The sequence below is a fragment of the Bacillus cereus group sp. MG16 genome (genome assembly GCF_040459875.1).
GTDB lineage: Bacteria > Bacillota > Bacilli > Bacillales > Bacillaceae_G > Bacillus_A > Bacillus_A paranthracis.
Genome location: NZ_JARVHE010000001.1, coordinates 2,467,806 through 2,482,680, shown reverse-complemented (window position 1 = coordinate 2,482,680; position 14,875 = coordinate 2,467,806). Strand labels below are relative to the sequence as shown.

The following is a 14,875-nucleotide window of genomic DNA, read 5'->3' as shown; positions in this document are numbered from 1 at the left end:
TCCGATACATTCGGACGTTTTTTCGTTACTAGAAATTATATTTTTCAATATTATCCTTTGTAAATACAACTCGCTCTGGCAATACGATAATTCCGTTTCCTTCTGCCTCATAATCATATCCTTGAATAGAGTTTGGCTCTACTTTCACTTTTCCAATTCCTTTTACTTCGAAGCTATCCCCTACTTTTAACTTCTTCCCTTTTACAACAATTTCATTTGCTACATACGTTGCGAGTGCACCTTGTTGTTTTACGTCCCATAATCCGAATTGTTGTACTGTTCCTCGTTTTACGTAATCACGCATAACGTTTGGTGTAGAGAAGCCAGTTACGACAACCTTTTTATCCATTTTTAAGTTTTCAGCTGCTTGCGCCATGGCTGGGAGTGCTGTTGCATCTGGACAAATAACTGCGTTAATATCCGGATACGTTTTTAAAATATTCTCCCCTACTGACAAAGACTTTTGCGCATTATTTTCACCGTACTGCGTCGTTACAATTTCCCAGTTCGGATATTTCTCTTTAATAATTTCTTTCGCTTTCGTTACCCATTGGTTTTGATCTGTTACTGTTGGGCTAGAATAAAAAAATGCTACTTTCCCTTTATCTCCAATTTGCTTGGAAGTCATTTCAATTAATAAGTTAGCAAGTTGGTCTGGTGTTCCTTGGCTTATATAAAAGGAACGATCTTTCGGATTCACATCGGAATCCCAAGTTAAAACAGTCATCCCTTTTTTCTTAGCACGTTGCAGTGATTGCGATAAACCATCAACTGACGTTGAAGAAACCATAAGTGCATCATAGTTTTGGTTAATGAAATTGTTTATATATTTTACTTGCCCAGAAACACTTGCTTCAGAGGGGCCATCATATTTCACTTGTACGCCTAGTTTATCTCCCATCTCTTTTGCTCCTTCACCACCTGATGTAAAGAATCCAACTCCTGTTAATTTCGGGATAAATGCAAATTTCACATCATCCGCTTTTTTCTTATCTGCGGTTTGACTAGAACAGGCGATTAAACAGATTAAACAAATACATACAATGAATACAATCCCTAGTTTTCTCTTCATGACATTTCCCCCTTATGCAAATTCTTTCTTTTCCCCAGTGTGAATTGATGTAATTTGAAATGTCTCATAATAACTGAAAGAATAAGGATAATACCAATTACTACGTTGGATTGTTCATTTGTTAAACCCGTCATTTGCAAGCCATACTGCATGAGTCCAATGAAAATACTCGCCAGTACAGTACCGATAATGCTTCCTTTTCCCCCTGTAATAAGTGTCCCGCCTAATACGACTGCCGTAATGATTGGTAAAATTGTTTCACTTCCCATATCAGCACGTGCCGAACCGAAATAGGCAGTTAAGAAAGTCCCCCCTAATCCACCTCCTAACCCGGAAAGCATGTAAGCAATGATGACTACTTTCTTCGTCTTAATCCCGGTGTATTTTGCTGCATTTTCGTTCGCACCTGTTAATTTTATATGGCGTCCGTATATAGTTCGGTGAAATAATACAGCACATAAAACTGTTAATACGATCAGTAGCCATAATAAATTCGGTATTCCTATAAAATTACCGCTTGCCAGTTGTACAAATGCGTCAGGTAAACCACTTATCCCTTCATACCCAGAAGCACCTGCTCCTCCTGAAATGACGAGTGCAATTCCTCCGTATAAAAACATCGTGCCGAGTGTAACGACGAGTGGTTCTACATCTGTCATTTTTATAATGAGTCCATTTATAGCGCCTGCTAAACAACTAATTATTAGGGCGATTATGACAGCAAACAAAATAGATATTCCGTTCATCCAAAGTACACCGATTAAGATCGAAGTGAGACCCATTATTGAGCCGACTGATACATCAATTCCTCCTGTTACTATAACGAAAGTCATTGGTATCGCCGCAATTGCGATAAATAGGAAATCATTTGTACTAAAAAGGAGATTACTAATATTTAAGAAATCACTATTTATAAAACTAAAGAGAATAAATTCTAAAAGAAGTAATACGATTAGAACACCTTCCCATCTGTATACATACTTCATAGATTCATCCTACTTTCTGCCTTCCACTTTTTCATAACGCTATCTAATATGACGATTAGCAATAATAAGAAACCTGAAATAGCATTATTCCAAAATGCTGGTATTTTTAAAAAGACGAGTGAACTGCTTATCACCTCTAAAAATATCGCTCCTAATGCAGCTCCAACTATAGAACCTGTTCCTCCTTTTAAATGAACTCCCCCTAGTACAGCAGCTGCGATAACCTGTAGTTCTATCCCAGTTCCTGTTTGATTAGGAACGAATCCGATATTCATAACAAATATGCAACCAGCGAGCGCAGCGCTTATGCCTGAAATTATAAACGCACATATCTTCACTTTATTAACAGGTATACCAATAAGTCTCGCGCCATCTTCATTATCACCAACCGCATAGAAGTACCTTCCGTATGGCACTTTCCTTAAAAAGAAGTATAGTAGTAGTAAAATAATAAGAACAATCCATACAATTATCGGCAAACCAAGTATGACGCTCGATGACAGTTGCTTAAAATCGTTTGGTATATCTTCAATCCACTTTCCACCTGTAAAGATTAACATCGCACCTCTAATGACTCCTAACATACCTAATGTCATAATAATGGCCGGTACCCGAAACTTTGCAACACCAATTCCATTTATAAAACCGAGAATAGCGCCAAGTATAATAGCAGCAAGTATGGACAGAGATGCATGATATCCATCAGTTAACAACATTCCGCAAACAGCTGCGCTTAATCCCATAATTGAACCAACTGATACATCTATATTTTTCGTAAATAAGACGAACGATTGGCCAATTGCTAGCACGACTAAAATAACGCTTGATTTCATCAGTAAAGAGAACGAGTTAAATTGAATAAAACTAGGGTTTATTATTCCTACAATAGCTATATACATTAGTAGTAACAGTATGATAGACGTTTCATGCATTTTTAACATGCGTTTCATTCCGCTACACCTCCGTATGCAAGGCGTGTAACTTCATTCACACTTAGTTGTTCTTTTTCCATATGAGAAACAAATCGTCCATTTCTCATTACATATACACGGTTTACTAATTGAACAATTTCTTCAACATCTGAAGAGATTAATAAAATTGCGAGTCCTTCCCTTTTCATTTTTTCGATCGTCTCATACACTTCAATCCTTGCTTTCGCATCAATTCCACGAGTCGGCTCATCCAGAATAATAACTTTAGGCTTGCATGCGAGATACTTTGCAAGCACGACCTTCTGCTGATTACCTCCTGATAAAGATGCCAGTTCTTCATTCATATCGTGTACAACAATTCGGAACTGTTCTATAAACGAATTAACTAAAGCGCTTTCTTTTTCTTGATTTATAAAAAAGCGATTATTTTGCTGTAAACTTGCTGCTGCAATATTTTCTTTAACTGAAGCAATTGAGAAAATGCCATTCCTCGCCCTATCCTCTGGGACATAAACCAGTCCCTTTTCTAGCCTTTTATGCAAAGAACACGCATCAATTGATTTCCCCTCTAATAAGATAGATCCTGATTTTATAGTTTTCAATCCAAATATCGCTTCTGCTAATTCAGTCCTGCCAGATCCTATAATGCCAGCAACACCTACAATCTCGCCTGCATGTACAGTGAATGATATATTTTTGAATGTGTGGCTCGTTATATCGATCACTTCTAATATTTTTTTCGTCCTTGCTGTCTCTTGAACTACTTCTATTTTCTCTTTCTGTTTATACCCTTTTGGCAATAGCCCCTCCATCAGCATGTCATATGTATAGTCACATACGTCACCTTGGCTTACAATCATTCCATCACGTAGTATTGCTACTTTGTTGGCAATTTCAAAGATTTCTGGAAAGCGATGCGTAATATAAATCATCCCAATTCCTTTTTCTTGTAAACTTTTCATCAACATAAAAAGACTCTTAATTTCGTGAGTTGTTAATGTCGATGTTGGCTCATCTAGAATAAGAATCTCAGCTTCTCGTATTAATCCTCTAACAATTTCTACTAACTGTTGTTGCGCAATCGATAATGATCCTCCTAGTTCATTAAGGTCAATATCCCATCCTAGGCTGCTAATCAATTGCTGAATCTGTACTCTTAATTTCTTTTTCTTTTCTTTTAACCCGATACATATATTTTCTTCAATAGTCATATGCGGAAAAATGAGTGGTTCTTGCGGTATTAAATAAATACCTTTTCGATGTGCTTCTGACGGATTTGAAAACTGTTGCTTCGTTCCTTTTACATACATTTCTCCATCATCATACGAATATAACCCCGTTAATATTTTCATTAATGTTGATTTCCCGGCACCATTCCCTCCAACTAAAGCGTATATATCTCCGCGCTCTACTTGAATGTTCACTTCTTTTAATACAAGTTGATTTAAAAACGCCTTACTCATTTTTTTTACTTGTAATAAAGGTGCGTTCTCCACATGATGTCACCTGCCTTTATACAGAACATTTTTTGAGAAAATGATTATTTGTTCTACTTGTTTTGTAGCATTGTATATTCCTTTTTTTATATCTAGAACACTTTTTTCTACGTACTATTAATCGCTTCAACTGGAATAAACAAAATATATGGTACATATGTTTAAGCTGTGGTCAATTGTTGAAAGGGATGAAGAGTATGACACAGCTGAACTTTGAAGAAAATTTATTAACGAAAGTAGCTTGGTACTATTACAAAGACCAATTAACACAACAAGAGATTGCTTCACTTCTTCATATTTCAAGAAATAAAGTCGTCCGGTTATTAGAGAAGGCGCGGAGTGAAGGTATCGTTACATTTCACGTAAAAGGGACTGGTTTGCACTGTTTAAGTATTGAGCGTGACTTAATGAAAAAATTCCACTTAAAAGATGCTTTTATTATCCCGCCCCCAGTAAACAATTATCACGCTTCTCTCGGAAAAGCTGCTGCACAATATTTAGAAACTCATCTCCAGCAAGGCGATTTACTCGGTATTGGATGGGGAGAAACAATTAGCAAAATGCTAGAAAACATTCATTTTGAGACTTCTATTAATCTTTCAATCGTAACGTTAACAGGCGGAGTAAATCACTATCTCTCGAGAAAACAAAACTATTTACATTACATGCAAGGTGATCTTCACATTATCCCTACGCCGTTTCTAGCGTCTACAACCGAAATGGCACAAAGTATTTTATCAGAACCGAGTGTAAAAGATATGCTTCATGTCGCTTCACTTGCACATACAGCTATTGTTGGTATTGGCGGATTATCTCAAGACGCTACGATTGTAAAAGAAGAAAAATTAACACTACGTGAGATGACATATATTCGTAGTCAAAACGGTGCTGGCGATATTTTAGGACAGTTTTATAATACAAATGGCGATTTACTAGAGCTCTCGCATCACAATCGTCTAATTGGCACGCCTCTCTCTATTTTGCGCAATATGAATCATGTCGTCGGTGTTGCTGGAGGTACAGAAAAGATAGACGCAATTTATGGTGCCTTAAAAGGAAAGTTTATTCATACATTAATTACCGATGAGGAAACGGCCCTCTCCTTATTACGAAAGGATGGTGATTGTTAATGTCTCATTTATTAGCTTTTGATGCTGGTACAGGAAGCATTCGAGCTGTTCTTTTTGATTTACTAGGTAATCAAATTGCTGTCAGTCAAAAAGAATGGGTTCATAATACAGATCCTCGTTACCCAGGTTCTATGAATTTTGATGTAATAGAAAACTGGAAGCTAGTACAACAATGCACGAAAGAAGTTTTACAAAGAAGTAATATCTCGCCCTCTTCCATTCAAGCTATTAGCGCTACTAGTATGCGAGAAGGTTTTGTTTTATATGATAAAAATGGGCAAGAAATATGGGCGTGTGCAAATGTTGATGGGCGTGCATCCGCGGAGGTTAGTGAACTAAAAGAAATTCGGTCACATCTTGAAAAAGATTTATATACAAAGTCTGGTCAAACTTTTTCATTAGGTGCTTTACCTCGCCTACTTTGGATAAAAAAACATGAACCCGACGTCTATAATTCTATTCACTCTTTTACAATGTTAAACGATTGGATTTTATATAAACTAAGCGGCGTGCTGCAAATCGATCCTTCAAACGGATGCACGTCAGGTATTTTTGACTTACAAAATAGAGTGTGGGATAACGATGTCGCTAAGGAGTGCGGTCTATCTTTACCATTTTCACCAACAGTAAATGAAGCTGGTACAGTAATTGGCAACGTTACAAAAGAGTGTGCAGCATTAACTGGATTACGTGAAGGAATTCCTGTCGTAGCCGGGGGCGGAGATGCTCAAATGGCATCACTCGGAACTGGAGTCGTGAAACCGAATCAAACATTAATATGCGGAGGTAGTTTTTGGCAACAAGAAGTGAATGTTACTGAGCCAATACCAGATCCACAAGCTGCGATTCGTATAAATTGTCACGTCGTACGTAACCTATGGCAATACGAAACGATTGCCTTTTTCCCAGGCCTCGTTATGCGCTGGTTTCGAGACGCTTTTTGCCAAGAGGAAAAGAAACTTGCTGACAAACTCGGTGTAGATGCTTATGAATTATTAGAAGAACAAGCGAAAGACGTACCTGTCGGCTCACATGGCATTATCCCTACTTTTTCAAACGTTATGAACTACATTTCTTGGCGTCATGCCGCACCTTCTTTTTTAAATTTAAGTTTAGACGCTGACAAATGTGGAAAAAAAGAGCTATTCCGTGCTATTGAAGAAAATGCCGCCTTCGTAACACTTGGAAACTTACAATTAATAGAAAATCTAACTGGTATATTCCCTTCTGAAGTTATTTTTGCTGGTGGTGCCGCTAAAGGAAAACTATGGCCACAAATTCTATCAGACGTCCTTGGTATTTCTGTAAAAGTACCTGTTGTGAAAGAAGCAGCTGCTTTAGGAACTGCGATTGCTGCTGGATTTGGCGCTGGCATATATGCATCTATGGAAGAAACTGCCGAAGAGTTTGTACAGTGGGAGCAAACATTCGAACCAGTTACTGAAAATCACGAACTATATAAAGAGTTCTATGAAACATGGAAAACTGTATATGACAGTCAGCTCGCTTTAGCTGATAAAGGGCTCACTTCACATATGTGGATTGCGCCTGGTGCACTGTAACACATTACATAAAGGAGTGGAATGTATGTTAAAAGCGAATGAAAATGACTTCTCCTATCGCTTCGGTGATAACGGGCCGAAATATTTAATACAAGGTCCGAATATTGATCTTGGCCTTGTTGTCATTCAGCCTGGGCAGGAGTTTCAAAACCATTATCATACGACGTGCGAAGAGGTCTTTTATGCATTAGAAGGTGAAATAGATTTCTATGTAAATAACGAAAGAGTTCCAATGAAACAAGGTGATGTCCTGCAAGTTCGTCCTCATGAATCTCACTATCTTATTAACCATTCTGACAAACCTTTTAAAGCGGTTTTTATAAAGTCACCACATTTACCAAATAAAGATACTGTTCAAACGGAAAATCCAACATTAACGAAGGAGTGATTTTGAATGACTTGGGGATTTAAAAATCGATTAAATACAATTTTACCTGATGGCAGAGCGGTTATGTTAGCGATAGATCACGGCTACTTTTTAGGGCCAATTCATGGGCTTGAACAGCCACTTGAAACTGTTAAAAACTTACTTCCTTATACGGATTCTCTCTTTTTAACGCGAGGTGTACTTAGCTCATGCATTCCTGAAAATTGCAGTACACCGATGGTTATGCGCGTATCAGGCGGAGCTACTATCGTCGGTAAAGACTTAGCGAATGAAACAATTGTTACCCCTGTAAAAGAAGCAGTAAAACAAAATGCAATTGGCGTCGGTGTATCTGTTTTCGTCGGATCAGACTATGAAACACAAACAGTTACAAATCTCGCAAATGTAGTTTCAGAAGCTCACGATTATGGTCTGCCAGTACTCGGCATTACCGCAGTTGCAAAAGAACTGCAAAAACGTGAAGCTCGCTTTTTAGCACTTGCTTCCCGTGTATGCGTTGAAATGGGTGCTGACATTATTAAAACGTATTACTGCGAAGGATTCGAAAAAATCACAAGCACTTGCCCTGCCCCAGTCGTCATCGCGGGCGGCCCAAAACTAGATTCAATTGAAGACGCATTAAACATTACGTATAACGCACTGCAAGAAGGTGCAATCGGCGTAGATATGGGCCGCAACATATGGCAATCCGAACATCCAGCTGCGATGATTCAAGCGATACATGGGATTGTGAAAAATGGGTTGAATGTGAAAGAGGCACTCCAATTATATGAGGATGTAAAAAATTAAAACAAACTATTGCATTTAAAGGAAAAGCCCATATGCTAGATTACTGAGTAATCTAACATATGGGCTTTCTTTTACATTTTTCATTGTTTTGAATTTAATCTATAGATCGCGCACATTCCAAACAATCTCACCGCGTTCGCCAAACGTACTATGATGTCGCGTAAATCCTAACTTCTCTAACACCCGAAAAGACGCAGTATTCCAAGCGCCTACAGTAGACCATAGTCTTTTGCGCCCCGTAGCAATCGCAGCCTCCAATACCGCTGATGCTGCCTCTGTCGCATAACCCATGCGATGAGCACTGCGGAACAACTCGTATGCAATCTCCGGCTCTTCAAGCGTGGAACGACCGATAATTAAGCCACAGTAACCGATGAAATCGCCTTCGTCTCGTCTACGAATCGTGAGAAGAGAAATACCATTTTCAACTGCTATCTTGCGCTTCTCAATAAGATCGTTACGAACAGATTCAACGGTTGGCATTTCCACTCCACGTTCACCAATTAGTTCTCTAAGCCAGACTGCATCAGATTCCTCCCACATATTCAGGTCGAGTCGTTCCGTTCTTAGCTGGAACGCATATCTTTAAATACAGATGTCATAGCGATAACCTCCTATTTATATCACTGTACTACTTATAATCGTTTCGTACTGTACCATATGGGAAACCTGCTTGATTCTCTAGATTTTCTTGCATTAAGATATATTATTGTTATTTTATACATAATTAATTTCTCTGCAAAATAGACCTTGTTATGAAACTTCATTTTAAATCTACAATATTTAATTTATAAATGATTTTAGGTTTTCACTTAATTTTTACATTAAAAAATATATCGTCCTTTCTTATTTGTTAAAATAAAGAAAAGACCTGCGGTAGTATGTCAACTGAAAAACAACAGAATTTTTAGTTATCAAAGTACTATTTATTTAAAAAAGACATCACGAAACTAGACCAGTAATACATGTAATTTACTGGAAATTAATTGAAAGGTAGCGATGACAAGTTTTATGTCACACTTTCACGCACCTTTCTGGCGTAAAGAGTTGGTGACTACGTAGTAGCGCATCCACCAATCGCACAAGTTTTCTTGCGGTTAGAACGAGTGCACGTTTGTGTTGATGTTTTGGTACTTCATTATATTTTTTCACGTAATATTCTTGGTAATCAGATACATGCCTTCTTACAGAGTTGGCGGCTTCAACTAAGTAATACCGCAAGTAATGATTTCCATTACGAGATAATGAAGTGTTTTCTGCGGTGAATCGACCAGACTGGTGCGTACGCCAATATAATCCGGCATATTTTGCTACCTTGGTTTCATCATCAAATCTTTCGATTTGACCAATTTCAGCGAGAATACCGGCGGCGAACACAGGTCCGACTCCAGGAATGGATTCAAGTGTTTGAGGCAATCCAGCCATGATTCGCTTAATGGATTTTTCTAGTTCTTTGATTTGTTGTTGATAGGTACGAATGACCGCAATAGATGTTCCGAGAAGGACATCGATGGAGTCTTCCACAACCTTATCCAAACGATAGGAAGAGCGAACAGCCTTTTGAATGGTTGATGCCACACATTTTGGGTCACCAAATCGGTTTTTTCCTTTCACTTGTAGGAACTCAGCGAGTTCCTCTAAAGGCATGTTGGCTAGCTCTTCTAGACTGAATTTTTCAAGGAACAATTCCATCATGGCGTTGCCAAATATAGAAGAGTCCACCTCTTGTGAGAACGTATTACATTTATAACTTAGGTGTTGTAAAAAATGTTGTTTTTCCTTTGTCAACATTCTAACGAGCTGATAACGAGATCTTGTCAATTGCTGTAGTGCCACATACTGGCTTTCTTTTACGATAGACATTTGATTTCTTCCGAACCGTAAATAGTCAGCGATGACGAAGGCATCAATCTCGTCTGTTTTATCCATGTCAGAATAGCTTTTCTTGAAGTTTGCAATTTGTTTTGGATTCATTAGAAAGACTTTTGCTCCAAAGCTTTGTAAGTCTTCATCATAGTGAAGAAACATAGATGGATGAAAACTATAAACAGATGTGGATTCTAAGCCGATTTTAAAGGTTTCAACCTCTTGAGTGGCTATACGTTGTAATAATCGCTCTTTAAGCGCTGTGGCACCTGGTAAATCATTATTGACTGAAAAGGAGTCTAGCTTTTCTCCTTCACCATTTAGAATACAAGCTTTTATATCAAACGAACTTACATCTAGACCAACAAATAATCTCACGTAAGAGACCTCCTTTCGATTTAGAATCATTTCTTGGACGCCTCGAGATATCTCTAGTGTGTACGCCGACCAACAACCTCGTGTATGAGAGCTTGTCCTGAATCGAAAGCCGCCCTAGAGCTACTAACATCTAGGTTCGAGGGTCAGGCTGCTCAGCCTGCGAGTAGGGAGTCCCGCACGTTCACTGAGAAACACTCTTTTTTATGTGGTATATCCACAGGAGAAATTAGAATTGTCCCAAATGATCCTACAATCATTATCTAGAAATATCTTGAGACATCCAAGTATTAATTTACGGGTCTCTTATTAAGGGAATTTAAAGCTGAAATAACAGCTTAAATATAATATACGAGGAGGAATGATTATGAAACGAATGGGTTTTGAACGCCCTACTGATTATTACGATGAAAGATTATATACTATCGATGAAAAAATTTGTGCCCTATTAAAAGAACGAAAAGAACTTTCAGATGGTAACCCAGGTTTTCCTCATGATGAAGCGATTTATAAATGGGCAAAGCAATACGAATTTTATCCAGACTATCTAAATTCACTATTCTCTTCCATGATGGACGAAGGTGAATTTAAACCTCGCGTCGAACCAACTAAATTCCAAAAACATATACCTGTTTGTAAAACGTATGAATATAAAGGTATCATGTATACCGTAACTTTTATTCGACAATATGCAAACGCTAGTGTAATTTATTTATATAGCGATTGGGATTCCACGAATGAAGTTAAGCCTCATAGTTTCTTCCAATTATCAATAGACGATACATACGACTGTTGGTCAGAAGGTGGTGGCGGCACTGATGGACATATGAGTCATCATTTCGTTGTATCTCCTGCCCTTCCTAATAATTTGTTTGGAATAAGCTTACGATTTAAAGAACTCGATATGCCGTTTAGGAAAGATCAAGCTATGCTTGAATTTGAAATACAGTTGGGCTAAAAAGAGCGTAATCTAGTAAAAAAATTGACTAGATTACACTCTTTTAGTTGCTACTTATACAGTATATGAAATTTATATCAACGATTTTCCAAATATATCAATCGTAACTTGAATTATATCAACGATTTTCTCAATATATCGACGATTCGAAACAACATATCGATTTACCGAAACAGTATTATTTATGAAGCACCCACTCAATTAACTCCATTGCTGCTTTAATACGGTCCTTCGTATCACCTAAAAACAATCTATTTATATAATCTTCAAAATTAACTGGTACTATAGATAAAGTTTTAATATACTTCAAAACAGATCCCGCTGGCGGTACTGGCTTATTATTAATAGCCCATATTCCTTCTACCAATGTCCAAGTTGACGTATGAACTATGTATGAAGCTTTTAACTCATCATTTGCTTTTAAAGCAGATTGAATTTTAATGAACGAACTATGCAACCAATGAAAAATGCCTTTCACTTTATCGCTAGAAACACGATAGTTTTCAAATTCAGATATAGCTATTCCCTTTAATTTTTTTAAGTCACCACTTTTATCAAATAAAATTTCACCTTCTAAAAATGAATATAGTTCCATCGGATTGTTTTTAAAGTTTACTAATATTTGATTAACATCTGCATACTTATATTCAACAAAAATACCTTCTCTCGTTTCAGAATGAAATTTCTTCTTTTGTCCGTCTTCTAAAAGAATATAAAAATCTAAATCCGAGTCAGGATATGCGTCACCTCTCGCGACAGATCCGATGAGCATGAATCCATTTACCTTTTCCGTACACAAGGTTTCCGCTACTATTGTTTGCACTATTTTTTTATGTTGTTCATGTTTAAATATTTGTGCTTCTAACATTTGTAACCTCCACACACATTATTAAGGAGTTATTCGTTACCTATATATTTTACTTCTCTTATATCTTTCATCTTCTACATACTTATTCAACAATTGTCAGTTCATATATAATTACATCTTCACTGCTTTTTGTTTTATCTTGAATCGTTACAATGTCTCCAGCTTTTATTTTCGAAGCGTTCACTACTTTTACCATCTCTGGCGGAACATATCCTCCATTGTTCTCTTTATTTAGCGGAAACCACTTTACCGATTTACTAGTTGCTTCTAAAATTTTATATTTAATTGTACCATCATATTTTATTTCACCAACAAGATCTTTTACTAATGTAGGTGTATATTTACCCTCTTCTTTCTCCAAAGAGATATGATCACCTATATCTAGGATACCGTTTCTTTTAGGCGCCTTCCATTTTGTTGAGTTTAAATCATTTAAACTTACTTTCACACTGTCTTCTTTATTTGAGCTAGCATCTTTTAGAAATATATCATTATGTTTCTTATCAATAATGATATATTCCTTCTGCTCTACTATGTTTGCACTGCTTTCACGTTTTTCTTCCTCATTCTTAAATACTTCTTTTTTCACATTATTATTACTACACGCTGATAATAATATCGTTGCCAAAGATGTCATTAGTAATATTCTTTTCACTTCATTTACCTCCATTTACAAATAAACATTTATCACATCCATATTTTACTATAAATCAAAAAAAAGAGGATATTTGTTTCTTAATAAACAAATATCCTCTACCGTTATATATATTACGACTTCTGATAAGCCGCTTTCGATGATTTCACATAATAAACTGCGTGATCCACATTAATAATATGATCTGGTTTTGGTTTACCACGGCTCGCTCTATGTCCAGCTAAATGTTCTTCACTTGTTTCCCAGTTTTTCCAAGCTTCTTCAGATTCCCAGCGAATCATAACGACTACTTCTTCGTCGCCTCGTCTTACTTTTTTCACAAGAACACTTAAATCGATAAAGCCTTCAAATTTTTCAATAATACCTTCTCCAGTAAAACGTTCTACAACTATATTTGATGTACCTTCTTTTACTGTAAATGTTTTCGTTTCGATAAACATATATCCCACTCCCTCTTTGTAATACGAATACTACTATTCTTACATTATAGTTGATTATGATAATTATTTTCAATTATAAAGTTTAAGTTTTTCGAATTACGCTGTTTTCTCTTCAACTGCCCCATCTAAAAACTTGAAATACGGAAGTAACATTCCTATTAAAGAGGTGACACATATAATTGCACCGATGATTAAATATAGCGCTCTTACTCCCCACATTTCACTCAATATTCCCCCTACTAACACACCTAACGGCATAGCGGATCGTATGAAAAATAATCGCACTGAAAATACTTGTCCTATCATATTGTTCGGAACTGACTGTTGGCATATCGTTGTGTTATGAACATTGAAAAATGCAATACAAATCCCTGCTATTACTTCAATTATTATTGCAATGATAATACTATGATTGAACCCTAGCGAAATGTATGTGAGCCCCCCTATAAACAATCCTCCAAGCATAAGTATACGCCGGCTTTTATATGTTACTTTTCCGACTAGTATAGATCCAACTACATAGCCAAGTGGAAATCCGGCCATAAAATAACCAAATTCCACATATCCCGCTGACAGCTCGCTTTTTATATAAGGAAGGTTTGTGACCATTGTTACTCCTACTCCAAATTGAACGAAAGTAAAAAATATACCGAGCCAAACGATGATTGGTTTTGTGAAAAAATATGTAAAACCGTGAAGAAACTGTTCTAGCCATGTTTTCCGAATAGGTTGCGACGTTCTATTTTCTTTTATATAAAGTAAGAAAGTGCCACTAACAAATAAACAAATGCATACGAAAGATAACGCAAGTTCTGTGCCAATCAAATGAATGACTACTCCACCTAATACTGGCGCAAGAAACATCATAAGACGAGTCATTCCATCAATGTACGCATTTGCATCTTGAAGTTGTTCTTTCCCTACAATGCTCGGTGTAATTGCTTGACTTGCAGGTGTATAAAGTGGTGTAATAAGTCCCACTACAATTTGAACAACATAAATGTGCCAAACTTCTAAACTACCGGAAACTAACATTATCAAAGGTAATAAGAATACGGACGCTCGTATCCATTGTGAAAAAATCATAATCCACTTCCGACTCCATTTATCAATAAATGGGCCACTGATTAATTGCAGTATGAGTGATGGGATGAAATATAATAGCCACATACTACTTAAAGCCATTTCCGATCCTGTTAACTCATATACTAGAATTGAATTACATAACGTTCCGAACCCCCCTCCTAATTCTGAGATTGCACTACCAATCCACATAAAAAAGAACGAGCGATTTTTCAATACATTTTTCAATTTCATACACCAACTTTTCTTTTATATTCCTCCCTTTATGTACATTC

The 14,875-nt window shown here is 36.9% G+C and carries 14 protein-coding genes and 1 pseudogene; 5 read left to right on the top strand and 10 right to left on the bottom strand.

Translation table 11 applies throughout. The features are described 5' to 3' along the window. Positions 1-28: 28 nt before the first annotated feature. Genes lsrB through QCI73_RS12710 form a run of 4 tightly spaced genes read right to left on the bottom strand, consistent with a single transcriptional unit; the run spans position 29 to position 4,486 of the window. A complete protein-coding gene (lsrB, locus tag QCI73_RS12725) occupies positions 29-1,072 on the bottom strand; it encodes an autoinducer 2 ABC transporter substrate-binding protein LsrB (protein ID WP_353823048.1) in 1,044 nt (347 codons plus the stop codon). Beyond that, a complete protein-coding gene (locus QCI73_RS12720) occupies positions 1,069-2,058 on the bottom strand; it encodes an ABC transporter permease (RefSeq protein ID WP_327923985.1) in 990 nt (329 codons plus the stop codon). Before QCI73_RS12720 ends, lsrB begins: the two co-directional genes overlap by 4 nt. Next, positions 2,055-3,008 (bottom strand): ABC transporter permease subunit, encoded by a 954-nt coding sequence (locus tag QCI73_RS12715; RefSeq protein WP_327923986.1) that lies wholly within the window; start codon positions 3,006-3,008, stop codon positions 2,055-2,057. Before QCI73_RS12715 ends, QCI73_RS12720 begins: the two co-directional genes overlap by 4 nt. Further along, entirely contained in the window at positions 3,005-4,486 is a 1,482-nt protein-coding gene (locus tag QCI73_RS12710; protein ID WP_353823047.1) for a sugar ABC transporter ATP-binding protein, read from the bottom strand. The genes QCI73_RS12715 and QCI73_RS12710 overlap by 4 nt, the downstream gene beginning before the upstream one ends. 197 nt (positions 4,487-4,683) lie before the next feature. Here QCI73_RS12710 and QCI73_RS12705 point away from each other — a divergent pair, with 197 nt between their 5' ends. The 4 genes from QCI73_RS12705 to lsrF are packed head-to-tail and all read left to right on the top strand — an operon-like array spanning position 4,684 to position 8,355. Beyond that, positions 4,684-5,616 (top strand): sugar-binding transcriptional regulator, encoded by a 933-nt coding sequence (locus QCI73_RS12705; RefSeq protein WP_353823046.1) that lies wholly within the window; start codon positions 4,684-4,686, stop codon positions 5,614-5,616. Next, the gene (gene lsrK, locus QCI73_RS12700; protein ID WP_353823045.1) at positions 5,616-7,178 is read left to right on the top strand and encodes an autoinducer-2 kinase; all 1,563 of its coding nucleotides are present in this window, start codon (positions 5,616-5,618) and stop codon (positions 7,176-7,178) included. Before QCI73_RS12705 ends, lsrK begins: the two co-directional genes overlap by 1 nt. Before the next feature lie 25 nt (positions 7,179-7,203). Then, positions 7,204-7,566 carry a cupin domain-containing protein gene (locus tag QCI73_RS12695; protein ID WP_000909989.1) on the top strand — a complete coding sequence of 121 codons (363 nt, stop codon included), beginning with the start codon at positions 7,204-7,206 and terminating at the stop codon, positions 7,564-7,566. A gap of 6 nt (positions 7,567-7,572) precedes the next feature. Beyond that, a complete protein-coding gene (gene lsrF, locus QCI73_RS12690) occupies positions 7,573-8,355 on the top strand; it encodes a 3-hydroxy-5-phosphonooxypentane-2,4-dione thiolase (RefSeq protein WP_353823044.1) in 783 nt (260 codons plus the stop codon). A gap of 99 nt (positions 8,356-8,454) precedes the next feature. Here lsrF and QCI73_RS12685 read toward each other — a convergent pair. Further along, positions 8,455-8,957, bottom strand: a pseudogene (locus QCI73_RS12685) (GNAT family N-acetyltransferase). Positions 8,958-9,369: 412 nt separating this feature from the next. Continuing rightward, a complete protein-coding gene (locus tag QCI73_RS12680; protein WP_127063753.1) occupies positions 9,370-10,599 on the bottom strand; it encodes an IS110 family RNA-guided transposase in 1,230 nt (409 codons plus the stop codon). Between the two features lie 358 nt (positions 10,600-10,957). On the opposite strand from QCI73_RS12680, the gene QCI73_RS12675 reads away from it, so the two are divergent. Further along, a complete protein-coding gene (locus QCI73_RS12675) occupies positions 10,958-11,554 on the top strand; it encodes a hypothetical protein (RefSeq protein ID WP_070806326.1) in 597 nt (198 codons plus the stop codon). Positions 11,555-11,732: 178 nt separating this feature from the next. Here the strand turns inward: QCI73_RS12675 and QCI73_RS12670 are convergent, their stop codons facing one another. From QCI73_RS12670 to QCI73_RS12655, 4 genes are all read right to left on the bottom strand, one after another. Continuing rightward, positions 11,733-12,422, bottom strand: coding sequence for a nucleotidyltransferase domain-containing protein (locus tag QCI73_RS12670; protein ID WP_353823042.1), 690 nt, complete (start codon positions 12,420-12,422; stop codon positions 11,733-11,735). A gap of 82 nt (positions 12,423-12,504) precedes the next feature. After that, a complete protein-coding gene (locus tag QCI73_RS12665; RefSeq protein ID WP_014893627.1) occupies positions 12,505-13,092 on the bottom strand; it encodes a hypothetical protein in 588 nt (195 codons plus the stop codon). A 98-nt stretch (positions 13,093-13,190) separates the two neighbouring features. Continuing rightward, complete coding sequence (hmoA, locus tag QCI73_RS12660; RefSeq protein WP_262724842.1) at positions 13,191-13,517, bottom strand: heme-degrading monooxygenase HmoA; 327 nt, start codon at positions 13,515-13,517, stop codon at positions 13,191-13,193. Between the two features lie 96 nt (positions 13,518-13,613). Then, positions 13,614-14,834, bottom strand: coding sequence for an MFS transporter (locus QCI73_RS12655; protein WP_327923997.1), 1,221 nt, complete (start codon positions 14,832-14,834; stop codon positions 13,614-13,616). Positions 14,835-14,875 lie beyond the last annotated feature (41 nt).